The sequence below is a fragment of the Rivularia sp. UHCC 0363 genome, from assembly GCF_034931125.1.
In the GTDB taxonomy this organism is placed as follows: domain Bacteria; phylum Cyanobacteriota; class Cyanobacteriia; order Cyanobacteriales; family Nostocaceae; genus Rivularia.
In genome coordinates this window covers 8,903-35,129 of the sequence record NZ_JAYGHM010000051.1, presented here as the reverse complement: position 1 = coordinate 35,129, position 26,227 = coordinate 8,903, and the positions used below count along the sequence as shown (strand labels likewise).

General features: G+C 38.3%; 20 protein-coding genes. 14 read left to right on the top strand and 6 right to left on the bottom strand.

Annotated features, from left to right (window positions below):
• Positions 1–145: 145 nt before the first annotated feature.
• A complete protein-coding gene (locus tag VB797_RS24500; RefSeq protein ID WP_323240356.1) occupies positions 146–574 on the top strand; it encodes a peptidylprolyl isomerase in 429 nt (142 codons plus the stop codon).
• Positions 575–655: 81 nt separating this feature from the next.
• Here VB797_RS24500 and glcD read toward each other — a convergent pair whose 3' ends face one another.
• A complete protein-coding gene (gene glcD, locus VB797_RS24495; RefSeq protein WP_323240355.1) occupies positions 656–2,131 on the bottom strand; it encodes a glycolate oxidase subunit GlcD in 1,476 nt (491 codons plus the stop codon).
• A 743-nt stretch (positions 2,132–2,874) separates the two neighbouring features.
• Here glcD and VB797_RS24490 point away from each other — a divergent pair.
• The 9 genes from VB797_RS24490 to VB797_RS24450 all read left to right on the top strand — a co-directional run bounded on the left by VB797_RS24490 (position 2,875) and on the right by VB797_RS24450 (position 11,042).
• Positions 2,875–3,942 carry a GNAT family N-acetyltransferase gene (locus VB797_RS24490; protein WP_323240354.1) on the top strand — a complete coding sequence of 356 codons (1,068 nt, stop codon included), beginning with the start codon at positions 2,875–2,877 and terminating at the stop codon, positions 3,940–3,942.
• A 143-nt stretch (positions 3,943–4,085) separates the two neighbouring features.
• Positions 4,086–4,820 carry a Uma2 family endonuclease gene (locus VB797_RS24485; protein ID WP_323240353.1) on the top strand — a complete coding sequence of 245 codons (735 nt, stop codon included), beginning with the start codon at positions 4,086–4,088 and terminating at the stop codon, positions 4,818–4,820.
• A 106-nt stretch (positions 4,821–4,926) separates the two neighbouring features.
• Positions 4,927–5,496, top strand: coding sequence for a TetR/AcrR family transcriptional regulator (locus VB797_RS24480; RefSeq protein WP_323240352.1), 570 nt, complete (start codon positions 4,927–4,929; stop codon positions 5,494–5,496).
• 25 nt (positions 5,497–5,521) lie between these two features.
• Complete coding sequence (locus VB797_RS24475) at positions 5,522–6,799, top strand: ABC exporter membrane fusion protein (RefSeq protein ID WP_323240351.1); 1,278 nt, start codon at positions 5,522–5,524, stop codon at positions 6,797–6,799.
• A gap of 70 nt (positions 6,800–6,869) precedes the next feature.
• On the top strand, positions 6,870–7,475 hold the full coding sequence (locus VB797_RS24470; RefSeq protein ID WP_323240350.1) for a GNAT family N-acetyltransferase: 606 nt from the start codon (positions 6,870–6,872) through the stop codon (positions 7,473–7,475).
• 69 nt (positions 7,476–7,544) lie between these two features.
• Positions 7,545–8,708, top strand: a complete 1,164-nt coding sequence (gene devC / locus VB797_RS24465) for an ABC transporter permease DevC (RefSeq protein ID WP_323240349.1) — start codon at positions 7,545–7,547, stop codon at positions 8,706–8,708.
• 145 nt (positions 8,709–8,853) lie between these two features.
• On the top strand, positions 8,854–9,492 hold the full coding sequence (locus tag VB797_RS24460; RefSeq protein ID WP_323240348.1) for a TMEM175 family protein: 639 nt from the start codon (positions 8,854–8,856) through the stop codon (positions 9,490–9,492).
• A gap of 30 nt (positions 9,493–9,522) precedes the next feature.
• The gene (locus VB797_RS24455; RefSeq protein WP_323240347.1) at positions 9,523–10,233 is read left to right on the top strand and encodes a DevA family ABC transporter ATP-binding protein; all 711 of its coding nucleotides are present in this window, start codon (positions 9,523–9,525) and stop codon (positions 10,231–10,233) included.
• Positions 10,234–10,292: 59 nt separating this feature from the next.
• Entirely contained in the window at positions 10,293–11,042 is a 750-nt protein-coding gene (locus VB797_RS24450; protein ID WP_323240346.1) for a Uma2 family endonuclease, read from the top strand.
• A gap of 6 nt (positions 11,043–11,048) precedes the next feature.
• Here VB797_RS24450 and VB797_RS24445 read toward each other — a convergent pair whose 3' ends face one another.
• Both VB797_RS24445 and miaA read right to left on the bottom strand, forming a co-directional pair.
• On the bottom strand, positions 11,049–11,798 hold the full coding sequence (locus VB797_RS24445; RefSeq protein WP_323240345.1) for a GDSL-type esterase/lipase family protein: 750 nt from the start codon (positions 11,796–11,798) through the stop codon (positions 11,049–11,051).
• Positions 11,799–11,837: 39 nt separating this feature from the next.
• Complete coding sequence (gene miaA / locus VB797_RS24440; protein WP_323240344.1) at positions 11,838–12,920, bottom strand: tRNA (adenosine(37)-N6)-dimethylallyltransferase MiaA; 1,083 nt, start codon at positions 12,918–12,920, stop codon at positions 11,838–11,840.
• 430 nt (positions 12,921–13,350) lie between these two features.
• Between miaA and gyrB the strand changes: the two genes are divergently transcribed.
• Positions 13,351–16,596 (top strand): DNA topoisomerase (ATP-hydrolyzing) subunit B, encoded by a 3,246-nt coding sequence (gene gyrB / locus VB797_RS24435; RefSeq protein ID WP_323240343.1) that lies wholly within the window; start codon positions 13,351–13,353, stop codon positions 16,594–16,596.
• A gap of 1,599 nt (positions 16,597–18,195) precedes the next feature.
• Positions 18,196–19,368 carry an RNA polymerase sigma factor RpoD gene (gene rpoD, locus VB797_RS24430; RefSeq protein ID WP_323240342.1) on the top strand — a complete coding sequence of 391 codons (1,173 nt, stop codon included), beginning with the start codon at positions 18,196–18,198 and terminating at the stop codon, positions 19,366–19,368.
• A 133-nt stretch (positions 19,369–19,501) separates the two neighbouring features.
• On the opposite strand, the gene VB797_RS24425 is transcribed toward rpoD, so the two are convergent.
• Both VB797_RS24425 and gyrA read right to left on the bottom strand, forming a co-directional pair.
• The gene (locus VB797_RS24425; RefSeq protein WP_323240341.1) at positions 19,502–19,681 is read right to left on the bottom strand and encodes a chlorophyll a/b-binding protein; all 180 of its coding nucleotides are present in this window, start codon (positions 19,679–19,681) and stop codon (positions 19,502–19,504) included.
• A gap of 412 nt (positions 19,682–20,093) precedes the next feature.
• Positions 20,094–22,610, bottom strand: a complete 2,517-nt coding sequence (gene gyrA, locus VB797_RS24420) for a DNA topoisomerase (ATP-hydrolyzing) subunit A (RefSeq protein ID WP_323240340.1) — start codon at positions 22,608–22,610, stop codon at positions 20,094–20,096.
• A gap of 240 nt (positions 22,611–22,850) precedes the next feature.
• On the opposite strand from gyrA, the gene VB797_RS24415 reads away from it, so the two are divergent.
• Complete coding sequence (locus tag VB797_RS24415; RefSeq protein ID WP_323240339.1) at positions 22,851–23,261, top strand: response regulator; 411 nt, start codon at positions 22,851–22,853, stop codon at positions 23,259–23,261.
• 182 nt (positions 23,262–23,443) lie between these two features.
• On the opposite strand, the gene VB797_RS24410 is transcribed toward VB797_RS24415, so the two are convergent.
• Positions 23,444–24,337 (bottom strand): tetratricopeptide repeat protein, encoded by an 894-nt coding sequence (locus tag VB797_RS24410; protein ID WP_323240380.1) that lies wholly within the window; start codon positions 24,335–24,337, stop codon positions 23,444–23,446.
• Positions 24,338–24,757: 420 nt separating this feature from the next.
• Between VB797_RS24410 and VB797_RS24405 the strand changes: the two genes are divergently transcribed.
• Positions 24,758–26,224, top strand: a complete 1,467-nt coding sequence (locus VB797_RS24405) for an efflux RND transporter periplasmic adaptor subunit (protein WP_323240379.1) — start codon at positions 24,758–24,760, stop codon at positions 26,222–26,224.
• The last annotated feature ends 3 nt before the right edge of the window (positions 26,225–26,227 follow it).

Below are 26,227 nucleotides of genomic sequence, written 5' to 3'. Positions count from 1 at the left end.
ATTCGGTAATCATCATTTAGCGGGATAATAGTTAGTATATATAGTTATATAGATTACTTCTAGCCCCGAAAAAATCGAATCGAACGGATAAAGGCGATTTGTACAGTACAGTATTATTTGCAGACAGTATTAAAGGAGAAAAGACATGACACAAGCCAAAGCTGGTAACAACGTAAAAGTTCATTACACGGGCAAATTGGACGATGGCACAGTTTTTGATTCCTCTGCCGAACGCGAACCTTTACAGTTCTCCCTTGGTTCGGGAAATGTGATTCCGGGATTTGAAGAAGCGATAATTGGGATGGCTCCAGGAGAGTCAAAGACAGCAACAATACCTCCCGATCAAGCCTACGGTCATCAACGCGACGAACTCGTAATCACAGTTGAGAAAGAACAAATACCTACAGACCTATCAGTAGAGATTGGTCAGCAACTACGAATTTCTCAAAATGATGGTCAAGTAATTCCAGTTATCGTTACAGAAGTCTCGGATTCCAAAGTCACCCTTGACGCGAATCATCCCTTAGCAGGACAACAATTAACTTTTGATATTCAGTTAGTTGAAGTTAATTAATAAAGGTTAAAGGTCAAAGGTGAGGAGTGAGGAGTTAATTAGAATTATCTCCCCATCTCCCCATCTCCCCATCTCCCCTCCTTAAAATCTCTCTACCTTGTCAAACTTCTTCTCACTCATCGCTCTTGCAGCTTCACCACAGGTACGGGGGGTGGGAAAAATCTTTTCCGGATTAGCTAATCCTTTACTGTTAAATACTTGCTTAACCCACTGCATAGTTTCTAAATCGGCAGGTGAAAACATATCCGGCATATAGCATTTTTTATCCGCACCAATACCGTGTTCCCCGGAAATACTACCGCCAACTTTTACGCATAGTTTGAGAATTTCACCCCCGACTTCTTCGACTTTTTCTAATTCACCGGGTATAGAATTATCGAATAAAATCAACGGATGTAAATTACCATCACCAGCATGAAATACATTGGCAATTTTGTAACCGTATTTTTCGCTTAAATTCTCAATTTCTTGTAATACATAAGGTAACTGAGTCCGAGGAATTACCCCATCCTGCACGTAATAATCGGGGCTTAAATGTCCCGCAGCCGCAAACGCCGCTTTTCTTCCTTTCCATAATTTCAACCGCGTTTCGGGGTCGCTCGCAGAAGTTATATTACGCGCACCATTCTGTTTACAAATATCAATAACCCGGTGTTTATTCGCTTTCACTTCTACATCTAAACCATCGATTTCAACTAACAAAATCGCTACAGCATCGCGGGGATAACAATTCATTGCAGTTACATCTTCCACTGCATTGATGCTCATGTTATCCATCATTTCCATCCCACCAGGAATAATTCCGGCACTGATGATATCCGAAACCGCCGCTCCTGCTGCTTCCACACTGGTAAAATCTGCCAACAAAACGCAAATCGATTCCGCAGTTTTGAGAATTCGTAAAGTTATTTCTGTAGCTATACCCAACGTACCTTCCGAACCGACAAATATACCTGTCAAATCGTAACCGGGCATTTCTGGCACTTGTCCACCTAAATCAACGATATCACCATTAGCAGTGACAACTTTTAACCCTAAAACGTGGTTAGTAGTTACACCGTACTTTAAACAATGCACTCCACCGGAGTTTTCCGCCACATTACCGCCGATAGAACAAATAATTTGACTAGAAGGGTCGGGAGCGTAGTAAAAACCGGCACCGCTAACCGTTTGCGTCACCCAATTGTTAATTACTCCAGGCTGAACCACTACGCGCTGATTGTCTAAATCGACATTGAGTATCTGCCGCATTAAAGAAGTTACGATTAACACAGAACCAACGGTAGGTAAAGCACCGCCAGATAAACCAGTACCCGAACCCCGTGCAAGAAAAGGAACCGAGTATTTATTGCATATCTTCACTACTTGAGCAACTTGTTCTGTAGTTTTAGGAAAAACCGCTAAATCCGGACGCTGACGATAGCTAGCTAAACCATCGCATTCATAAGTAATCAGTTCCTCACGACGCTTTACTACGCCTTTTTTACCTAAAACTGCTTCAAATTCCTTAATTATAGGTTTCCAGTTGAGTTTTTGGGCTTTTTCTTGGGTAAGCATATTTTATCGTCCGGTGTGGAATGCAGTGGTTGTATTTACCAGTCTTACTACTATTGTAAGTTCCTAGTTTTTGAAAGTTGATTTTACTCAGAAAAAGTAATAGTACTTTTATTTAATCTGATTTAAGTATAAATAAATACAAATCCATAACATTATATTTTTTTATGTGTAGCCTTGCAGATCGATTAATTAGCGATCGCTTTTACTAAAAAAATCTAGCTTTACATTTAAATGACAAAAATAAATATTGTATATATCAAATGATTTTTATTTAAATACAAAATAATAATCAATAGAAAAAATAGCTTACAAATAGCTTACAAATAGCCTATAAATTTTATTTTTTGTCATAGATACTATTGAATTAAATATCGCTAAATATATTTGATGAGAGTAAAACAGACAATTTAATATTCTTTTTTTGCAATAAATAAGCAGAACTTTTCTTGAGCTTAATGTAGCAAAAATGGGATATCATCTTTACAACTTATGTTGTTGAAAATTTGAATAAAATTCCGACACTACTTTAAACTTTATTTAAAGTATGTTTCGTCGGGACTCAAAGCATATAGTATTGAAAACGCAATAATATTCTTAGTTAAGGATTTCATCATTTATTTCATAAATAAATGCTGGTATTTAATGCTGACGATTATTTGCATCCTTTTTATATAGTCTCTGACAAACATATCTGAGGCGATATATTTTACTTTCCTCAATTTTAAATACCTTGGTTAATTCAAATGAAAATAGAAATAATTGACAGCATCGATCAGTTCGATAAATTAGAAGCCGATTGGAATAATGTCTATGCGGCTGATGCTCATACTCAAATATTCTTATCATGGTCTTGGCTACGCGGATGGTTAGAGTTTGTTCCTAACGAATGGCTAATCTTAGCAATCAGATCTACACCTAATTCCCCTTATGTTGCTTTTTTCCCATTAGCAATACGTTCTTTCCAATGGATTACTCTTAATGTTTATAGGTCATTGCAAACTTGCGCTCATCCCGTCGCAGATTATACAGGCTTCCTCTGTTTACCTGAATATGAAGAAGATGCAATTAAAAAATTTGCATTTTACATAGATCGCGAATTGCAGTGGGACATTTTTCACTTCAAAGATGTCCAAGACCCTAGATTAGATATTTTTGTAAAACATTTTTCTGAAAGTGACTTTGAAGTAATAATTGAGCCAGGTACAACTTGTCCTTACATTCCCTTACCTGATGAATGGGAGAAGTATTTACAAAACTTTATTAGCAGGAAACCTCGCAAGAATTTACGCAATTCATTACGCAAGATAGAGCAAAATAGTGATTTCAGATTCAGCAATATTCAAGCAGATAATCTTGAAAATCAAATAACAATTTTATTAGATCTTTGGCAAATTAAATGGGGACAACAGTCTGAGTTAGTTTTAAATACGTATCGTAATGTTTTTCGTCGATGTGCAAAAAATAACTCTTTGTGGATAGATATATTGTGGGACAAAGAAACCCCAGTCGCTGCTACTGGCATATATGTAGAGACAGATAAAGGCGTTATTTATGGGCAAGTAACTGGTTTCAATCCCGAATATTCTAAATTATCGCCAGGGAGAGTGATGATGGCATACAGCATCAAAAAAGCCATCGAAAACCAGTTCAAACTTTATGATTTTCTCAGGGGAGACTTGGATTATAAAACTTCCTTATTAGGAGCGCAAAAAAGAACGAATACTGATTGTAAAATTGTGCGGAAGAATTTAAGAGCAAATACAATTAGGTTAGCTCAATATTCTAAAAAATTACTATCTTTATCAAGGTAGAAAATTTTAACAGTGCGTTAGGAGTAAAGTATGTTTTTTAACCAAAAGGTATTTTATACCTAACGTACCTGATCGCTCTTCCATCAAATACATACCAATCGTTTAAAGTAGATATATAAACCCAAATTAGTAGATAATCTATTATGGTCAAGCAAACTTTAATTGACACTGATAATGGCTTCTATATCCCAGATGCCGATAAGTTAATTACTGAAGATGATACACCTGTGGATAATTTTGCATCTGCTAAACAACAACGGCTTTTAGTCGGTTCTCTTTACAGTTCTTTACAAAACCAAATTTTTCTCGCAGAATCTAATGTAGGTGTTTACTACACAGATTTAAAGCCAGCTATAGTACCCGATGTCTTTTTGAGCTTAAACGTTCAAGTTCCACAAAACTGGTGGGAAAAACACAACCGTTGCTACATGGTTTGGCGATTTGGTAAACCTCCTGAAGTTGCAATTGAAATTGTTTCTAACAAAGTTGGTGACGAATTGGGAGAAAAACTAAGAATATACGAACATATGCGAGCCAGTTACTATATCGTATACGACCCAACCAACCAACTTAGTGAAGAAACCCTGCGTATCTACGAATTACGAGGAATGCGCTATTACCAAACTTCAGAAACTTGGTTAGAACAAGTCGGATTGGGTTTAACTTTGTGGTCAGGTGAATTTGAAGCCAGACAAGATGTTTGGTTACGTTGGTGTTACCAAGATGGTACCGTTTTACCGACAGGAGACGAACGCGCTCAAATTGCCGAACAACGGACTTCTAACGCAGAACAACGTGCTTCTAGCGCCGAACAACGCGCCACACAACTAGCCGAAAAACTCCGAGAAATGGGCATCAATCCAGACACAATAATGTAGTCTCCCTGCTACGTCTCCCTAACCTGCAACAAATAACTATTGCCATAAAGCACACCCTTGTTTTAATATATAACTAACATTCGATATAAAAAATACAAGTGACTGAATGCCGAAGATTGTAGATCGTGAAAAGTACAGGAAAGAACTGCTATGGAAGAGCTTCGATTTATTTGCTCAGAAAGGTTATGCTTCCGTCACCATGCGTGAAATTGCCAAAGAATTGGGTGTTTCAACGGGAACGCTGTATCACTACTTTCCTAATAAAGAAGCTATCTTTTTACAGTTAGTAGAAGAGCAATTTCAGCAAGACATTATAAATTTTTTAGCTGAAGCAGGAGATATCAAAACTGTACCTGAGCGAATCAGAGCTTTGGTAAACTTTACTCAAAAGAACGAAGAATATTTTATCAGTCAATTTTTACTGTGGAGCGACTTTTATCAACATCAAGGAAAAAGCGAAATATTAAATAACGAAATTTTAAAGCGAGTAGCTCAGAAATCGAGACAGGAATTATTAAAGTATTTAGAAATTGAAGATAAAGCAATAGCTGATTTCGTAATTAACTTTTTAAACGGTTTGATTTGCGTGCGAATGTTTGAAGGTGAAATGATTTCTTATGAAGAACAAGGAGAATTATTAGTGCAAATGGTGAGTGGCTATTTAGCTAATTGGTAATTGGTAATGGGGAATAAGTAAAATTATGCAAATACTTTCAAAACCTTCTAATAAATTAATCGGTGTGGTAGCAGCGGCTACTTTGTTGACAGCAGGAATTGCAATTTATGGAATCTCCCAAACTGGCTTGCTGAATTCATCTGAGACACCTGTAGTCCAAGCACCACCTGCGGTTAAAAAAGTCACCGCTTTGGGAAGATTGGAACCTCAAGGAGAAGTAATTAATTTATCTGCTCCTTTAAATTTAGATGGCGATCGCGTTGCCAAACTATTAGTTAAAGAAGGTGACGGAGTAAAAACGGGAGATGCGATCGCCATTTTAGATTCTCAAAAACGATTGCAAGATGCGGTATTACAAGCAAAAGAGCAAGTAAGAATGGCACAAGCTAAATTAGCTCAGGTAAAAGCAGGGGCAAAAACTGGAGAAATTGAAGCACAAGCAGCAACTATTGCAAGATTAAAAGTAGAAAACACTACGCAAATCGAAGCGCAACTTGCAACTATTGCGCGTTTAAAAGCAGAAAGAAGCACGGAAATTGCAGCCCAAAAAGCAAATATTGCCAGATTACAAGCAGAGGTTAATAATGCGAATACGGAATATCAACGCTATGAAAAACTTTTCGGTGCAGGTGCAATTTCTACATCGTTTCGAGATAATAAGCGCTTAAATTTACAAACGGTACAGCAGCAAATTAACGAAGCACAAGCAAATCTCAACCGTATTCAGTCATCTCGACAGCAAGAAGTTGCAGAAGCACAAGCAAATTTCAACCGCATTCAATCATCAGGAAAGGAACAAATTAAAGAAGCTGAAGCAACTTTAAATCAAATTGCTGAAATTCGTCCGGTAGATGTTCGAGCATCACAAACCGAAGTAGATAACGCTAAAGCTGCTTTAAAACAAGCCCAAACCAACTTAGAACAAGCTTACATCCGCGCACCGATAGCCGGACAAATTCTTAAAATTCATACCCGAGAAGGAGAAAAAATGGCTGATGAAGGTATTGCTGAACTAGGAAAAACTCAACAAATGATGGTAGTAGCAGAAGTATATCAAACCGACATCAAGAAAGTTAAGTTAGGACAAAAAGCTGCAATTACCGGACAAGCTTTTTCCGGAAAATTATGGGGAGAAGTTGCTCAAATTGGATTACAAATTAACAGACAAAACGTCTTCAGCAACCAAGCGGGAGAAAATTTAGATCGACGAGTGGTTGATGTGAAAATTCGCCTTAACTCAGAAGATAGTGAGCGGGTAACTGGATTAACCAACTTACAAGTTCAAACGGAGATTAAATTATGATTTTTACTGTTTTATTTATAACGAATGTTTGATATAAGTATTTTGTTGTTAATCCAAAATCGAAAATACCATGACTTCTAAAATCATCCATCTAGACAAAACACGAATCTATGAAGCAACTGAAACTCTTGTTGCTGCATTTAGAAAAGACCCAATTACTGGATATATCCTATCTCACACAAATAGTAAAAAAGATGAAATATCACGTAATTTGTGGTCAGCGACTTTGCGCTATGCTCAACCTTACAATCATATATATACGACTCCAGAAAATAAAGGTGTCGCAGCTTGGATACCCCCGTCCGAGTATCCATTAAATTTTTTACAAATACTCCGAGCCGGATTCTATAAAATTCCATTTCTGCTTGGTTTTGCAGGATTAAAAAATTTTTTATCTCTATTTACATTATTTGATAAGTATCACGCACAGGATATGCATCAACGACACTGGTATTTATTTGCGTTAGGAGTATCGGAAGCTTACCAAGGACAAGGAATTGGTCGTTTATTAATTCAACCAATTCTAAAATCCGCAGATGAAGAAGGTTTATCCTGCTATTTAGAAACATCAACAGAAAGAGCCGTTAGTTTTTATCAAAAGCATGGATTTAAAATTTTGAGGACAGAAGAAAAACCAGTGAAATTTTGGACGATGAAGCGAGAACCAAATAATTAATATCTCATTATTTCGTTCCCATGCTGTGTCTGGGAACAAGACAACTACTAAAAAAGACTAATCTTAATCATGTTACGTAAATTATTTCGACGCACCCCTTTAGCTTGGCTACAATTGAAAAAAGAGAAAACACGGCTTGCAATTGCGTTAGCAGGAATTGCCTTTGCTGATATGTTGATGTTTGTGCAGTTGGGGTTATTAGATGCACTATTTGATAGTGCGACAAAACCTCATCAAACATTACAAGCTGACTTAGTTTTGATTAATCCGCAATTCCAAACTTTAATTTCAGTAAAAAGCTTTCCTAGAGAAAGATTGCAGCAAACTTTAGCATATGAAGGCGTACAATCTGTAAGTCATTTATATGTAAATTCTGCCGAATGGCGCAATCCAGAAACTCGCATTGACCGCGCAATTTTGGTATGGGGAATTGACCCAATGAATCCACCTTTTGATTTTGCGGAAGTCAATGAAAATCTTGATAAATTAAAGCAATTAAATCAAGTGATTTTTGACCGCGCATCTCGTCCAGAATACGGTCAGATTCCAGATTTAATTAAACAAAAAGGAAGCGTAGAAAGCTTAGTTAACAAGCAAAATATTCAAGCGGCTGGTTTATTTCAAATGGGTGCATCTTTTGGTGCAGATGGAAATATTATTACCAGCGATTCTACTTTTTTAAAACTGTTCCCAGACCGTCAAGCAAGTCAAATTGAAGTCGGTTTAATTAAGCTGAATCCAGATGCAAATGTCAAAAAAATACAGTCACAACTTCAAGCGAATTTACCCAACGATGTGAGAGTGCTGACACCTCAAGAATTTGCTCAAACAGAAAAAGATTATTGGGAAAGTGGAGGTATTGGATTCATCTTCGGTATCGGAGTAGTAGTAGGGTTTATCGTCGGTATAGTCATTGTCTATCAAATTCTCTATTCCGACGTATCCGAACACCTCCCAGAATACGCGACGCTCAAAGCAATGGGATATGGTGACAGCTATTTAATGGTGATGCTGATGCAGGAAGCTTTAATAATGTCGGTTTTAGGGTTTTTACCAGGTATGTTACTTTCAATGGGATTATATCAAATTACTTTTGCTGCGACTTTATTACCCATTGCAATGAAAATTGACCGTGCAGTTTTTGTACTAACTTTAACTATTATTATGTGTAGTTTTTCGGGTTTAGTCGCAATGCAAAAACTTCAAAGTGCTGACCCTGCTGATGTGTTTTAGATTTAATAAAAATCTTTCTATCTCTTCCCTCTGCGCTCTCTGCGTCTCTGCGGTTTTAAAATCGTTATATTTTTAGGGAGATAGAAGTAATATAAATCAATTAAATAATCCAATGACTAACAACAAAAACCCCAATTGAAAAAACATGATTCACCACCTTAGTAGATTATCCGATACCATTTTCGCTTTAGCAATGGCGTTGACTATTTTTGGATTTGACTTTCCCAAATTCGCGACATCAATAAACAATAGCGAAATCAACGAATTCTTATTATCACAACTAGAACCTTTAGGCAATTACTTGATTACATTTGCGATATTAGCTTTTTACTGGATAGACCATGTAAAACAGTTTAGTTATTATCAAAGAACTAATGAGGTACATCTTTGGCTTTATCTGATATATCTGATGTGCTTATTTATAGTTCCTTATTCTAACGTTTTAATCATGAATTTTCCTCAAAGTTCAGTAGTGCAAATTTGCTATAGTATTAATATCTTTTTAATAGGATTATTTTCTTTTTTAAATTGGACTTATGCAACATATAAGCATAAATTAGTAGATATAAATTTAGATGATACAGCTATTCAATATATCAGAATAACTTCATTAATAGAGCCAACAGTTGCTCTAATAACGATTATTGTTGCATTGCTTATTCCATCATTATGGGATATTTCCTGGGTATCGGTGATTTTTTTATATATTATTGTAGAAATGTTTATTAAAAAATCCGTTTCTACGAACCGCAGAGACGCAGAGGACACAGAGGCAATAAATTAGGAGAATAATACTTAAATACCATAAAAAGTCATGTCATCACAACCAGTTATCTCTGTAAAAAATCTCAATCATTATTTCGGCGAAAAAAATCTTCGCAAACAGGTATTATTCGATATTAATTTAAATATTAGCAAAGGTGAAATCGTCATTTTAACTGGTCCATCTGGCTCAGGAAAAACCACTTTACTAACTTTAATGGGTGGTTTACGTTCCGCTCAAGCAGGTAGTTTAAAAATATTAGAACAAGAAATTTGTGGAGCTAGCAAACAGCAATTAACAAAAATTCGTCAAAATATTGGCTATATTTTTCAAGCACATAATCTGATGAGTTTCTTAACCGCTAAACAAAATGTAAAAATGTCTTTAGAACTGCACGACAAATTTTTAGAGCAAGACATCGATGCTAAAGCTACAGCAATTTTGGAACAAGTTGGTTTAGGAAATCGAGTCGATTATTACCCAGAAAAACTATCGGGAGGACAAAGACAAAGAGTTGCAATCGCTCGTGCTTTAGCAAGTCACCCTAAAATAGTTTTAGCTGACGAACCAACTGCTGCACTTGATAAGAAATCGGGACGGGATGTAATGGAAATTATGTACAAATTAGCTAAAGAACAAGGTTGTACAATTTTGCTCGTTACTCATGATAACCGGATTTTAGATATTGGCGACAGAATTATTTATATGGAAGACGGAAGGTTAATTCGTGATGGGGTTGATGCTGCGATGAAGGTAAGTTAAGTAAGCTGACGAAAAATTTATTAAACTAGAAAAAACACACGAAATCGGTGGATAATTTTATGGTTGAACAAATTTTAGTATCTGAGGATAACTTCTATATCCCGGACGCGAATCAACTAGTTACCGAAGACGATACTCCTGTGGATAACTTTGCATCTGAAAAACACCAACGACTTTTAGTCAGTTCTCTTTACAGTTCTTTACAAAATCAAACTTTCTTAGCATCAGCAAATGTCGGTATTTACCATATTTACAAACAACCTCCCATAGTACCCGATGTCTTCCTCAGTTTCGATATTCAAGTACCAGAAAATTGGTGGGAAAAGCAAAACCGTTGTTATATGGTTTGGGAATTTGGTAAATCTCCAGAAGTTGTAATTGAAATTGTCTCGAATAAAATCGGTGATGAATTAGGAGAAAAGCTGAAAACTTACGAACAGATGCGAGCAAGTTACTATATAGTATATGACCCGGCTCAGCGATTAGGACAAAAACAGCTTCGCGTATATCAACTTGTGGGAAGACGCTATCAAGAAACGAACGAAACATGGTTAGAGCAAGTCGGATTGGGTTTAACTTTGTGGGAAGGAGAATTTGAAGGAAGACAAGATACTTGGCTGCGTTGGTGCTACCAAGATGGTACAGTTTTACCAACGGGAGACGAACGCGCTCAAACTGCCGAACAACGCGCTAAAACTGCCGAACAACAAGCCGATGATCAAAAACAGCAAAAAGAGCAAGCGCTTTCTCGTGCAGAACTTTTAGCTGAAAAATTGCGAGAAATGGGTATTAATCCAGATAATTTGTAGTCTACATTAATTTACTGCAACATACTGGGAAACAGCTTCTTTCCAAATCAAATAAGCTTTGCCATTCAAATGTAATCCATCTGTGGTATATCTAGCATCTAATTGATTATCAGAATCTGCTAAAGGAGAAAAGATATCTATATATTGATAATTAAATTGTTTTGTTAGTTCTTGTAATTTCAAGTTGAATTTAATTACGGTATCGTTATTTTGCTGGAAAGCAGTTAAATTATTATTTACTGGTAAAACACTTTGAATAAATACTTCTGTCTGTGAAGTTTGACTTTGTAGCTTTTCTAAAATTATTTTATATTTGTTTAATACTTCTTCAATAGATTTCTTTTCATTGACAAAATCATTAATTCCTACCATTAAGAAAACTTGTTTTGGTTTTGTCTGAATAATTGCATCTAGACGATTTAATATTCGACCCGTCGTATCCCCAGAAATTCCCCGGTTTTTAATATGACAATTTCCTAATAATTCTACCCATTCACCTTCATCGGTTAAACTATCTCCTAAAAAGATAATAGAATCATTTGATAAGGGCAGTATTTCAAATTGACTCTTTTTGTGTTTATAATAAGCATTTATATTCAAATCGTTTTTAACTGATTTTTTAACAATATCTGAAATTTTACTTTTAATATAAAAAACTCCCCCTTTGCGGAGAATAAACAACACAACAATTAGCATAAATAAAATATTGAAAGCGATAGAAATAAACAATAATACGTTATTAGTTTTGTAGTTCATTACTTTTGATTGTCATTCAAGCAATATATAAAAATATAATTAGGATTTTACTGGGGTCAAATTATTTAGATTGTCATCAGTGATAAATTTTTGAATTCGCAACCAAACTTGATCTAACAAATCTGGAGATTCAGTATCAAACCATTCAATTTGAGCATCTTTTCTAAACCAAGTGCGCTGACGTTTGGCAAATTGACGTGTATGTAAAACTGTTAATTGCTTTGCTTCATCCAAAGAAATGTCTCCAGCTAAATATTGTTTGATTTCTTGATATCCCAAAGTATTAAGTAGAGGTAAATCCATCCCATACTTCTGAGAAAGATATTCCACTTCCTCAACAAAACCATCTTTTACCATACTTTCCGTTCGCCGTGCAATCCGATTTGTCAGATGAGTGACATCACAATCCAAACCAATTTGCAGAATTGGATAATCTGGGGGATTTTCTCCCTGTAATTCTGAAATGGGACAACCAGTAATATAAAATACCTCTAAAGCCCTCAAAGTCCGTACCGAATCGTGAGGATGAATTTTTTGCGTTGCAACAGAGTCAACTTGTTGTAACATAGCGTAGAGTTGCATTTGACCCATACTAAGAAGTTGCGATCGCAATTCTGTTTGGGGTGCAACTCTAGGAATTTTCATTCCACGCACGATTGATTTAATATACAATCCAGTACCACCTACTAGGAAGATGGGGGGATTGGGAGATTGGGGGATGGGGGGGCAAGGAGATGGTGAACCCACTCTCGTGGGTCGTCTCCCTCCGTTGAGAGAAGTGGTGAACCCGTTCGCGAAGCGTCTCCGTAAGGAGAAGGGGGGGACAAGGGGAACAACTTCTAACCTTTGACCTTTAACCTCTAACCTTTGACCTAAAATCCTCTGTGCTTGCTGTTGATAGTCAGCAACCGTCATTGTGTCTTTTGGATTGCATATATCAATTAAATAATGTGGGACTAATTTTTGTTCGGCAATTGTTGGCTTAGCTGTACCAATGTTGAATTCTCGGTAAACTTGTCGAGAATCGGCACTGATAATTATTGAACCATAGCGCTGAGCTAAAGCCAAAGCTAATCCAGATTTACCTGTTGCTGTCGCACCGCAAATTACAATTAATCTCATCGGTTGATCTGTGATTTATTAGGAATCAACTGCTAACCCTGTATTTTAAGAAGTTTAAAATTAATTAGCGATTTTATGGTAAATAATTTCAATATAAAATCGTTTGGTCAAAATCAAAAGAAATAATTTTTAACTTTTAAGAACTTTTTATTTATAATTCTGTCTCTGCTACTTTTTTATAATCGCCTTTATTTAGACTCAAAACCCTTCTTTATCGCTATTTACAGTCATTTAACGTACTTACATTCAAGTCGAAAGAATGAAATTTTAGTTTTAAACCGATTATCTCAACCCGGTACAACCCCTCCGATAAATTTCACTTCTAATAGCTCTAGGGTCGCCTGTAAGGCTTTTGTGCTAGAATCTGGGAGTGTTTTTGAGTTTTATGCTTTTTTAGGCGACTTCAAGCCCCAAAAATCAGGAGATTTCCATGACGAGCAGTTACAATGCCGAGCAGATTCAAGTTCTCGAAGGTCTCGAACCAGTTCGTAAACGACCGGGAATGTACATTGGTACTACTGGTCCGAGAGGACTGCACCACTTAGTTTATGAGGTGGTAGATAATTCTGTTGATGAAGCTTTGGCGGGTTACTGCACCCATATAGAAGTGGAACTCAACGCCGATGGTTCTTGTACTGTAACAGATGATGGTCGGGGTATTCCTACCGATGTACATTCCAAAACCGGAAAATCGGCTCTGGAAACCGTATTAACTGTATTGCACGCCGGAGGTAAGTTTGGTAGCGGCGGTTACAAGGTTTCTGGAGGATTGCACGGTGTAGGTGTTTCCGTAGTAAACGCCCTTTCAGAATGGCTGGAAGTGACTATTTGGCGGGATAATCAAGTTCACACCCAACGCTACGAACGCGGTGCTGCGGTGAATGAATTAACATCTGTTCCAAGTAAAGAAAATCGCACTGGAACCCGCGTTAGCTTCAAGCCAGATGCACAAATTTTTACTACTGTTACGGAGTTTGACTACGATACTCTAGCCAGTCGTTTGCGAGAGTTAGGCTATCTGAATGCGGGTGTCAGAATTACGTTTACAGATAACCGTTTAGAGTTGCTCAAAAACGGTGAACCTCATATTGAAATTTATGAGTATAAGGGCGGAATTAAAGAATATGTAGCTTATATGAACGCTGACAAGCAATCGCTACATGAAGAAATAATTTACGTCCAAGGCGAGCGCAATAATGTACAGGTAGAAGTAGCCTTGCAGTGGTGTGTTGATGCTTACTCCGATAGTTTGCTGGGTTTTGCCAACAATATTCGTACCGTTGATGGTGGTACCCACCTTGAAGGTTTAAAGGCAGTTCTGACTCGTACTTTGAATAGCGTTGCTCGCAAACGTAATAAGATTAAAGAGAACGAGTCTAACCTTAGCGGTGAACACGTTAGGGAAGGTTTAACGGCAGTAATTTCGGTAAAAGTACCCGAACCGGAGTTTGAAGGTCAAACTAAGACAAAATTGGGTAACACCGAAGTTCGAGGAATCGTTGATTCTTTTGTGGGTGAAGCACTCAATGAGTATTTAGAATTTCATCCTCAAGTTGTCGATACCATTTTAGACAAGGCAATTCAAGCATTTAAAGCCGCAGAAGCTGCACGTCATGCGCGGGAATTGGTACGCCGTAAATCGGTGCTAGAATCTTCACCATTACCCGGTAAGTTAGCAGATTGTTCTACTCGCGACCCGGCTGAATCGGAAATCTATCTTGTGGAAGGAGATTCTGCGGGGGGATGTTTTGATGGCGATACACTTGTAGCATTAGCTGACGGACGTTCGCTTTCTTTTAAAGATATTGTTGCCGAACAAGCGATAGGTAAAGAGCATTTTTGCTATACCATTCGTGATGATGGCACGATAGGCATTGAACATATTATCAATCCCCGCATAACTAAAGCAAATGCTGAAGTTATTAAGGTGACATTAGATAATGGGGAAATAATTATTTGCACCCCAGATCATCGTTTTATGTTGCGCGATCGCACTTACAAGCAAGCCGCATCATTAACACCCGATGATTCTTTAATGCCGTTATATCGTAAATTATCTGATTCAAGTGAACCAAGAATTACCATTAATGGTTACGAGATGGTTTGGAATCCTCGTTCCGATTCTTGGTTGTTTACTCATGTTTTAGCGGATTGGCATAATCGTTGGAATGATGTTTATCAATTGGCAGATGGCGAACATTGTCACCATATCGATTTCAACAAGCTAAATAATAATCCTACAAACATTCAGCGCTTGAGCGCTCAAAAACATTTAGCGCTACACCGCTCTCACATTGAAAAAACCTTACATCGTCAAGATACGATTGATAAATGCCGTGCAACTCGTCAAAGCAAAGAATTCCGCGCCAAGATGAGCGAACGGATGCAGCAACCTCAAACTCGGCAAATTCTTTCACAACAAGCCAAGGTACAGTGGGAAGATGAAAATTATAAAGCTTACATGGTAAGTAAGTGGCATGATTTTTACAAGAGTAACGAAGATTATCGCATTTCCAATCGCGAACAACTTAAATTAGCTCAGCAAGAATATTGGAGCGATCAAGCAAATTGTTTAACTCAATCTCAAAAAGTTACCAATTATTTTGCTGATAATCCTCAAGCGCGTTTGAGAAATTCGCAAATTGCTAAACAACAATGGAATAATGAAGCATTGTTAGAATGGCGACGACAAAAAACGCAAGAACAATGGACACCTGAATTTCGCGCTAAACGTCTAGCAGCACTCAATCAAACTTACTATCGTAAAACGATTGCGGCTCTCAAGCAAATCGAAGTTGAACAAGGTACTCTTGACTTAAATGCTTATCAAGAATTTCGATTGAAAACAAAAGATAAGTCTTTGTTGCGCTTTGACAATTTCTGCCAACGCTATTTTGAAAGCGATGCTAATAAAGCATGCGTTGCCGTTGCTAATTACAATCATCGTATAGTCAAGATTGAACGTTTAGAAGAACCTGTAGACGTTTACGATATCGAAGTTCCTCATACCCACAACTTTGCATTGGCAAGTGGTGTATTCGTACATAACAGTGCAAAACAAGGAAGAGACAGACGTTTCCAAGCGATTCTGCCTTTACGCGGTAAAATTCTCAACATTGAGAAAACCGATGACAGCAAAATCTATAAAAATAATGAAATTCAATCTCTAATCACCGCGTTAGGTTTGGGTGTGAAAGGTGAAGAATTTGATTCAAAACAGCTTCGATATCACCGCATCATCATCATGACTGATGCTGACGTTGATGGAGCGCACATCCGGACTTTATTATTGACTTTCTTCTATAGATATCAAAAAGCTTTGGTTCAAGAAGGTTTCATTTACATCGCTTGTCCACCTTTATATAAAGTAGAACGGGGACGAAATCACTACTATTGCTATAGCGATCGCGAATTGCAAAACTTAGTTACCAATGAGTTTCCCCAAAACGCTAACTATACCATCCAAAGATTTAAAGGTCTTGGTGAAATGATGGCAACTCAACTTTGGGATACCACTATGAATCCTGAAACCCGCACCTTAAAACGAGTGGAAATTGAAGATGCAGCAGAAGCCGACCGGATTTTCACCATTTTAATGGGCGATCGCGTTGCACCTCGTCGCGAATTTATCGAAACTCACAGTTCTAAACTTGCCTTAATGGATTTGGATATTTAAATCTACTTCGTTTCAAATTCAAAATTATTTATTGTAATTAGCGATCGGTAAGCAGCTTTTAACTACCGATTGCTTTTTTGATGCCCGCAATCTCAGTAATTTATTAATATTGCGTATCCCTATTCCCGATTACAGACCATTAGTTAATATCACAATTACGGCGATAGTCAAGTTAATATTTTATACTTTTAACTCAATAAAATTACTATATGTACTTTTATTCACCTGGTGATTATAATGACACAACATATTTTGTGAAGTATGACGTGTAAGAATTGCAAAAAGTAAATTTGTCAATCTTCCGGAAGACGTAAGGTGAAAGATGAACAGAATATCCAGCATAGCGGCTTTATAGTTTTTTTAACTGTTTCGCTTCTTGCTAGATTTTGAGTATATATTACTGAGTTAAAATTCCTATAGAAGTAAAATTAGTTCTCAGGGAATTATAAAAACTAAATTGTAAAGTATACTGCGATCTGCTAGAAGTTGCTGAGTTACAAATTTTGCATTTATTCTATGCAATAAGGGTGTTGATTTATTTAATTTTGATAAATTTGAATGTCAAACTCGAATCATGATTGATTAGAATATCTATGTATCAACCTCACAAATTTTGTCAACTTTCTTAAGGCTGAAATTTGAATGGTGCGCTAAGGTGTAGTTATAAATGAATCGGCTTAATCAACCCGATTAGCAAGCTACAAAGAGTCTATGCCAGTTTATCTGTAATTTAGACCAATAAATGTCCGCTCAAAGGTAAAAGTCGCTTGAAGTAAGATTTTGTTTTACCGAAAGCTGTTTCGATATAGAGGTCACAAAGTATTTGTAATAAATGTTTCGTCTTTTGGCAAAAGAATCTTGGACGCTCGGTAAACCTGCTAAACGTTATCTTCACCAAAATTATTTGTTGGTGAAGAGGAAATCTCCACAATTGCATATCATCGACCGGAATTATCAAATGTCGGTAATACAGGTGAATTAGGTTATACGTAAGTGTGGGTAGCTAGTGTATCTGAGTTGTTTGATTCCATCGAAGATTGGTGTAATTTCATTCACTTTGGCAAAAAATTACACAATATCCCTACAGTCTTCAATGTGTTTTTGCTAAAACAGACAATGAATTAGTTTGTTACTTTATAGATACCACATGATGCATAGTACAATTTCTGTGAAACAGGCTACAATCGGAACAGTCTTTCTGGAAAATCTTACTCAAGACATAGTACTTTATATGTACTAGTTGATTGATAACCGGAAAGTTGAATTTTTCTTTCATACGAATCGAAAGTTTTAAGTAACGACAATAATCATGGTGTTTACTTTTCACAATGTCAGAAGTGACCCACATCAAATCCATTGGACTTTACTTACGCAACGCAGTTTTTCCCTTCAAGGATAAATAGCTTGCGGTCTAATTTTTGTGACTGGGGGCATTAGTTTAAACAGGAAACTGTGACCAATGCCAAAAATTCTGCTCTTTGTCGAAAAGTGGGCGATCGCCCTTTGATTTATAGAATTGAAGCTGCATAAAAAACAGCTTTAAGTACGGAAGACACCACCCGAAGTAATTGATTCTGCAAGGAGCATGAGGAACGCGGCATGAACCAGGCTAACAACGTACTCGAAAATATTTATCAACCTAGCCTAGGAGTGATAAATCAGCCCGAGATGGAGTTAGAACTCTTAATCGAAGATGATGAAGACGAAGAAGATTTACTGACTAATGAAGGCGAAGAGGAAGAATTTACAGGACCGGCGTCAGCTGACGTAGCAAAAGCTGCCAAAGCTGTCAAAGGTCGTCGTCGGACGCAAGCGAAGAAAAAGCACTACACCGAAGATTCTATTCGTCTGTATTTGCAGGAAATTGGTAGAATTCGCCTTCTACGAGCAGATGAAGAAATTGAATTGGCACGTAAAATTGCCGATTTGCTCGAACTAGAAAGAGTGCGTGAAAGACTTTTACAACAGCTCGAACGTGAACCACGAGACATAGAATGGGCAGAAGCCGTACAGCTACCCTTGCCGCAATTCCGCTATCGTCTTCATATCGGACGTAGGGCGAAAGATAAAATGGTTCAATCTAACCTGCGCCTTGTAGTTTCGATTGCTAAGAAATACATGAATCGCGGATTATCTTTCCAAGATTTGATTCAGGAAGGTAGTCTCGGTTTGATTCGCGCTGCTGAAAAGTTCGACCATGAAAAAGGCTATAAGTTTTCTACCTACGCTACATGGTGGATTCGTCAGGCTATAACTCGGGCGATCGCCGATCAATCTCGGACGATTCGTCTACCAGTTCACCTTTACGAAACTATCTCTCGCATTAAGAAAACGACCAAGTTACTTTCTCAAGAAATGGGACGCAAACCCACTGAGGAAGAAATAGCCACTCGCATGGAGATGACTATTGAAAAGCTGAGATTTATTGCCAAATCTGCTCAGCTACCAATTTCTTTAGAAACTCCTATCGGTAAAGAAGAAGATTCCCGCTTGGGTGATTTTATTGAGTCAGATGGTGAAACACCAGAAGACCAAGTTTCTAAGAGTTTATTACGTGAAGACCTCGAAAAAGTCTTAGATAGTCTCAGTCCCCGCGAACGCGATGTTCTTAGACTGCGCTACGGCTTAGATGATGGTCGCATGAAAACTCTTGAAGAAATTGGACAAATTTTTAACGTAACTCGCGAGCGTATTCGTCAAATTGAGGCAAAAGCACTTCGTAAGTTGCGCCACCCTAATCGGAATAGTGTTCTCAAAGAATATATTCGCTAGTAGATTATTTACATTCGGTGGTTTGTCATAAATTATTAGTGCCAAACTATCATAAAAAGACCTGGGAGCAATATCTCCTAGGTCTTTATTTATTTATAGATTAAATTCAATTCGATAACCCGCTAATTAAAATTTACAAAATACCCCAGAAATGCAAAAAGCCCTGACCAGAAAAAATTTCAATTAAAGCAGCAGCCACAAACCCAATCATCGCTAAGCGACCGTTCCAAATTTCTGCTTGAGGAGTAAAGCCCCAACGCCAAGCATTACGGTCTTCAATTGTTGCAACAGGTATTTTTGTTGAGTCTGTCATAATTATTGCTCCAAACTGATTTTCTAATTATTCTTTACATTATGTAACTTAATATAGCAAGTGTCTTAAAAATTGCAACATTTTTGGATACAATTGTCACAATGCATTGACTATAACTATGTATTGTGATAATAAATTGAACGAATAAAATTATCAGAAAAATGTTGTACGAAGGCGGTTTCCGTAAAACCCCGTGATTTTTAATCCGGGGATGAAAGCTAGTTGCAGGTTTTCTTGTTCCCAGTCTCCGACTGGGAAAGCTTGGTACATTTTTCTTGTTCCCAGTCTCCGACTGGGAACACTTGGCTGGAGGCTCTGCCTCTTAATATATTTGAGGCAGAGCCTCACATACACGAATTCCCAGTCGGAGACTGGGAACTAGTTATTTAAGGGCTTACCCTATAATTTTTGGTCAAGAATTATTTTCAATTGCAACTTCATGAACAGTGACAATTGTTTCATCGCGGTTGAGTTCTATAACCTTCTCACCCTTATCATTTTTAGTCAGTAAAGGTACGCTTTCCCCACTCAAACGTATCACTCTTTGATTACTAGTGACGAGGGCTATTTCAGTTTCTGGTTTAACCAATGCAATACCTGCAAGATTATCGGTTGGAACGGCAAATTTAAAGACTTGAGCGCCTAAATCACCGCGATGAGCTAATTTCAATTTACTTATATTAAGTTGCTTGGCATATCCTTCTTGAGTGACTAACAATAAATTAGAATTTTTACTCAAAGTCACACAGCCAACCATTTGATGTTGTTTACCGACACGCAGCGCTTGTAAACCAACCGCAGTACGTCCCATATGAGGAAGCTGTGCGTCATTCACTTCAAAATGCAGTATTCTTCCACCGGAACTAGCTAAAACTAAACGCTCACCACTTTTGACAAACTGAGTTAACAACAATTCGTCATCATCCTTCAGCTTTAAAATAGTGACCCCACGACGGCTGACATTAGTCAATTCTTCTGCCGACAAACGTTTAATACGCCCTTGTTTGGTTAAAAGAATTACATCCGCATTAGTTTCTGGAATTACAAAACGACTGACAATAGATTCAGCTTGGCTCTGGGCCGTTGATGTTAATAAGGTTATTAATGGTGTTCCCCGCGCTCCACGACCTGTTGTGGGTGGAATATCTCCGACTTGTAACGGGTACATTTTCCCGGTGCTAGTTACAACCAATAGGTCTTTTTGAGTATTAGTTTCCGAAGCTTGAACAATAAAATCGTAATCTGGAATTCCGCTGGTTTTTCCAGTATTTTTTGAAGATGAACTAATTCGTCGCACGTAGCCGCGTTGAGAAAATTCTAATATTACATCTTCAACAGGTACTTGTACTGGTAAACTTTGACTTTTGGATTTGGTACTTTTATCTTCGCTACTTTTGTTTTTCTGTCGAGCAAATTCTTTATTATCTGGTTTTCCGATAAATTTGCTGCGTCGCTCATCGTTATAAGAGCGTTTTAAACTCCGCAAATCTTTTTTTAAACTTTTAAGTAATTCTTTTCTATCGTCGAGTAAGTTACGTAACGTGCTAATTCTCTTTTCAAGTTCCTCGAACTCTTGCTGTAATTTTTGTTGCTCCATACCAGTGAGTCGTCGCAGCGGCATCGCCAAAATTTCATCTGCCTGTACCTCACTCAACCCCAAAGTACTTACAAGTCCAACTTTGGCTGTGGAACCATCGGGAGCCTGTCGCAAAATTTCGATGACTCGATCTACTTGAGAAAGTGCTGCTAGCAAACCGGATACTATATGCAGCCTACCTTCTGCTTTACCTAATTCATGGGAGTAGCGACGATTAAGAGTTTGCTCGCGAAAATCCAAAAACTCTTGTAATAGTTGACGCAAACTTAATTGGCGGGGTTGTCCGTCAATTATCCCTAAAAGAATTGCCCCAAAAGTAGTTTGCAGCGCCGTCTGATGATACAAATGATACAAAAGCTCTGCGGGAACAGCATCGCGCTTTAACTCAATTACAACCCGCATTCCATCGCGATCGCTTTCATCGCGAATATCGGCAATGCCGTTGATTCGTCCTTGATTGACTAAATCGGCAACTTTTTCAATCCAACCCGCCTTATTCACTTGATAAGGTAATTCTGTCACCACAATCGCGGTACGTAGTTTGTTTCCTCGTCCTGTGGGAACTTCCTCAATATTGGCAACTCCGCGCAACAAAATCCCACCTTTACCAGTGGTGTATGCTTCGTGAATACCATCTTTGCCGACAATTTCTCCGCCAGTGGGAAAGTCAGGCCCAGGAATAATTTTAAATAACTTTTCGTCAGACAGTTCGGGGTTGTCAATCAAAGCAATCAACCCATCTACCACTTCCCCCAAATTATGTGGTGGAATATTCGTAGCCATTCCTACGGCAATACCGGCACAACCATTAAGCAATAAAAACGGTAACTGTGCGGGTAAAACTGTTGGTTCCTGCTGCGAATTATCAAAGTTACCGATAAAATCTACCGTTTCTTCGCCAATTTCAGCCAGCATTCCTTCATGGCTAATCGATGCAAGGCGCGTTTCAGTGTAGCGCATCGCTGCCGGTGGGTCGTTATCTACGCTACCAAAGTTACCGTGTCCCCCTAACAAAGGATAGCGGCAAGAAAATGTCTGTACCAATCTAACTAAAGCATCATAAACCGATTGGTCTCCGTGGGGGTGATATTTACCCAATACGTCCCCAACTACACGAGCGCATTTTCGGTAAGGTCGATCAGGAGTTAAGCCGAGTTCGTGCATTGCGTACAAAATCCGCCGATGCACTGGCTTTAAGCCATCGCGTACATCCGGTAGCGCCCGCCCCACAATGACACTCATGGCATATTCGAGATAAGACCTTTGCATTTCCGTATGCAAGGCTGTAGTGATTACCTGTCCCGTCGAGAGAAGGTTTAACTGTTTTGCCATGAGTTTTTTCCCTGAACTTGAACTACACGAATATTGCCGTAACTTGGAAGAGCAGTAACCTTACTTATAACGGATGAAATGCTCTTAATCGTAAAATCTTGATATTTATGTCTTGCTTCTTCGGTAGTATTATCCTTGTTGACAAGAATACAATTTGATTTTTTGAAGGTAGACACGGTATAAATTGTGCTATCTTCAATCGTCTATCCCCTTCACCTACTAAAAGTGCGATCGATCCTCATGAAAACTGTTTTGATTGTCGAAGACGATCTTGTTAATGCTCGCGTGTTTTCCAAGATTTTAACCAAACGCGGAGGTTTAGATGTTAAACACACTGAAAATGTAGACGAAGTAATCAAAATTGCTCAAGCCAAAGAAGCAGACATTATTTTAATGGATGTTTCTCTTTCTAGAAGTGTTTACCAAGGTAAATCTGTTGATGGGATCAAGATTACACAAATGCTAAAATCTGACCCTCAAACAGCAGCATTACCGATCATTTTGGTCACAGCCCACGCGATGGAAGGCGATCGCGAAAGCTTTTTGCGGCAGAGTGGTGCTGATGGTTATATTTCCAAGCCTGTGGTCGATCACCAACAGTTTGTTGAACAAATCATCGCCTTACTACCTAAAGACAATAACGATCGATAAAAACAACCCTCAGAAGGTAACAGTTGCCCATCAACTAGGCTGGGCTACTGCTGCCCTTGATAATATATATGTACTGCTAGATGTACTTTTAAGCAATAGTAATCAGAAAGATTAATAGCGAGTCAGCGGGTTTGAGATAAAAATAATACTAAGCCCGCTAACAATATTATCCAGCCAAAAAACTATTGTCCGGCAGGTTGTGAGGGGGGTTGTCCGCTCAATGCAGCTTGAATACTAGGTAATTCTAGGAATTTTTTAGTATCAGATAGTAAACGATTGCCCCAAAGATTTTCCTTGAGAAAATCTAAATTAGCATAGCGCTCATCGAGTTTGAGTGCAGCTTCTCCCATTGCTAAACCCTTTTGGCGATCGCTTTTTTCGCCTCTAGTGTATAAAGCAACGGCTAATGCTAGTTGAGGTTCGGCGGCTGGCTGTTTTGCACTATTGGCTTTAGTAATGGCCTGCTGCCATTGATTTATAGCACTGCTAACATCGCCTTGTTCGTAAAAAATTAACCCGATATTGTTAACCGCAGGCCAAAAATCTTGCTTGTTAACAATAGATTTTTTGTACTCGATAATAGCTTGGGGTAATTTACCTAGCATATAGTAAGCATTGCCCAAATCAAATAACCCTTCTGAGTCGTTGGGTTTTATCTTTAAACCTGCCTGATATTGATCGATTGCAGGTTGGTATTTTTGCTGCTGAAAATAAGCCGAACCTAAAGCAAAATAAGTGTCGGCATTTTTAGGATTAAGACTTTGTGACTTTTGTAAAGAAGTAATGGCTTGATCGAGCTCTTTGGATTGTAAATATAATCCCCCCAAAAGAAACCATACTTTATCACTTTTGGGAGCAAGTTGAGTCGCCAGTCGTGCGCGTGGCATTGCCAAATCGAACTGCTGAAATTGTGCAAGTTGTGCAGCTTCTTGCGCTAAAACCAACCCTTGTTGTTCTAATTTTGCGGCATCGAGCTGCACGGTATGAGGTAATAATGCTTGGGCGTTAACTTTGGGAGATACGCTCAAAAAGCTACAGAAAAATAGAAATGAAATTAATCCAACTCGTTTAGGCACACTACCGCCTTTTTGGCACAAATTAAGGAATCTTTCAGATAGCTTAAACCATCTGGGCTGTTGATGACAGCTAAATGTTTCAGTCATTTGTCTTTCTATAGGAGTCATTTGTTCCGCATCCCACATTTTAGTTACTTAATGTTAAAGCTAATCAATCATGACTAAAATCACCCCAAAAGGTAAAGTCATATGCAAGTTGAAAAGGTTACTATTAAAAAAGTTAAACAAATACAAGAGAACTGATTTTAACTTTTTAATTTGATACAAAACGCCTTGCGCGAAGGTAGATCGCCCGATATTTGGTATACACCCTTTAAGCAAAACATTTCTTTTCGGTACGACTCCGCTGTTTGCGATGAGTTCCGTATTGCACGTTCCACTCTACCTTACACAATCTATGCATTTTTTATTGCTGTTGTTATGGCTACACCCATAGAAATTCCCGTAATCGGTAAAGTCAAACGATTTCCTCGTTGGTTAATTGCTCTGTTTGCAACAGGGGTTATAGTTGTGGGCGCAACGACTACCTATACTTTTGTCAATCGAGCAAATAACAAACAAGACATCACAGAACTTACTGTCCCTGTACAAGAAAAAAATGTCACGTTACTTTTGAATGCTAGCGGAAAGATTGTGCCAGTTCAAAACGTGAACATAAGTCCAAAAAATCCCGGTACCGTCACCCAATTGTATGTAGAACAGGGCGATACAGTAAAACAAGGGCAAATTCTCGCCAGAATGGATAGTGCAGATATTCAGGCAAGAATTTTACAAGCTCGCGCTAATTTAGCACAAGCTCAAGCAAAATTAGACCAAGCTAAAGCTGGTTCTCGTCCCCAAGAAATTAGCCAAGCTAAAGCCCGTTTGGCACAAGCCCAAGCACAACTAGCCGCAGCAACTTCGGGAAATCGTCCCCAGGAAATTGCCGCCTCCCAAGCACAGGTCGATGCAGCAAAAGCCAAAGTTGATTTAACTAACGAACGAGTCAGACGTTACCGTAGCTTGTACAGCCAAGGAGCAATTAAAAAAGACGATTTAGACCAATTTGTCAGCGAAGACAAAACCGCTCAAGCAAATTTACTCGAAGCGCAAAAAAGATTAGCTTTGTTAAAAAGCGGTAGTCGTTCTGAAGAAATCGCTCGACTCCAAGCAGCAGTAGCAGAAGCCCGCGCTCAACTGCAATTGTTAGAAAGTGGTTCCCGTCCCGAGGAAATTGCTCAAGCAGCAGCAGGTGTTAGAGCCGCGCAAGCACAATTCCAAACGGAGCAAGTAAATTTAGATAACACAATTATCCGCGCTCCATTTTCAGGTATTATCACGCAAAAGTTCGCAAATATTGGTGCATTTGTTACGCCTACTACCTCCGCTTCTAGCAGCGCATCAGCCACATCTAGCTCTGTAGTTGCCCTAGCGCGGGGATTAGAAGTATTAGCAAACGTCCCCGAAGCCGACATCAGTAAAATCAAAGTAGGACAGCAAGTAGATATTGTTGCCGATGCTTATCCCGATCAAGTTTTTAAAGGCGAGGTGCGTTTGATTGCTCCTGAAGCTGTCAACGAGCAAGGTGTAACATTATTTCAAATCAGAGTGGCAATTAACACAGGTAAAGATGAACTGCTTTCCGGTTTAAACGTAAACTTGACTTTTTTGGGCGATGATGTCAAAGCCTTATGGGTACCAACGGTCACTATCGTTACGGAAAAAGGTCAAACGGGTGTTTTAGTACCTGACAAAAACAACAAAGCAGAGTTTAGTCAAGTCACAATCGGCTCGCAAGTAGGAAACGAAACTCAGGTATTAGAAGGATTACAGATTGGCGATCGCATTTTTACCAGCCCTCCCACTGATTACAAAATCCAGAAAAAGTTGGAAAAAAGTAGTGAGTGAGGA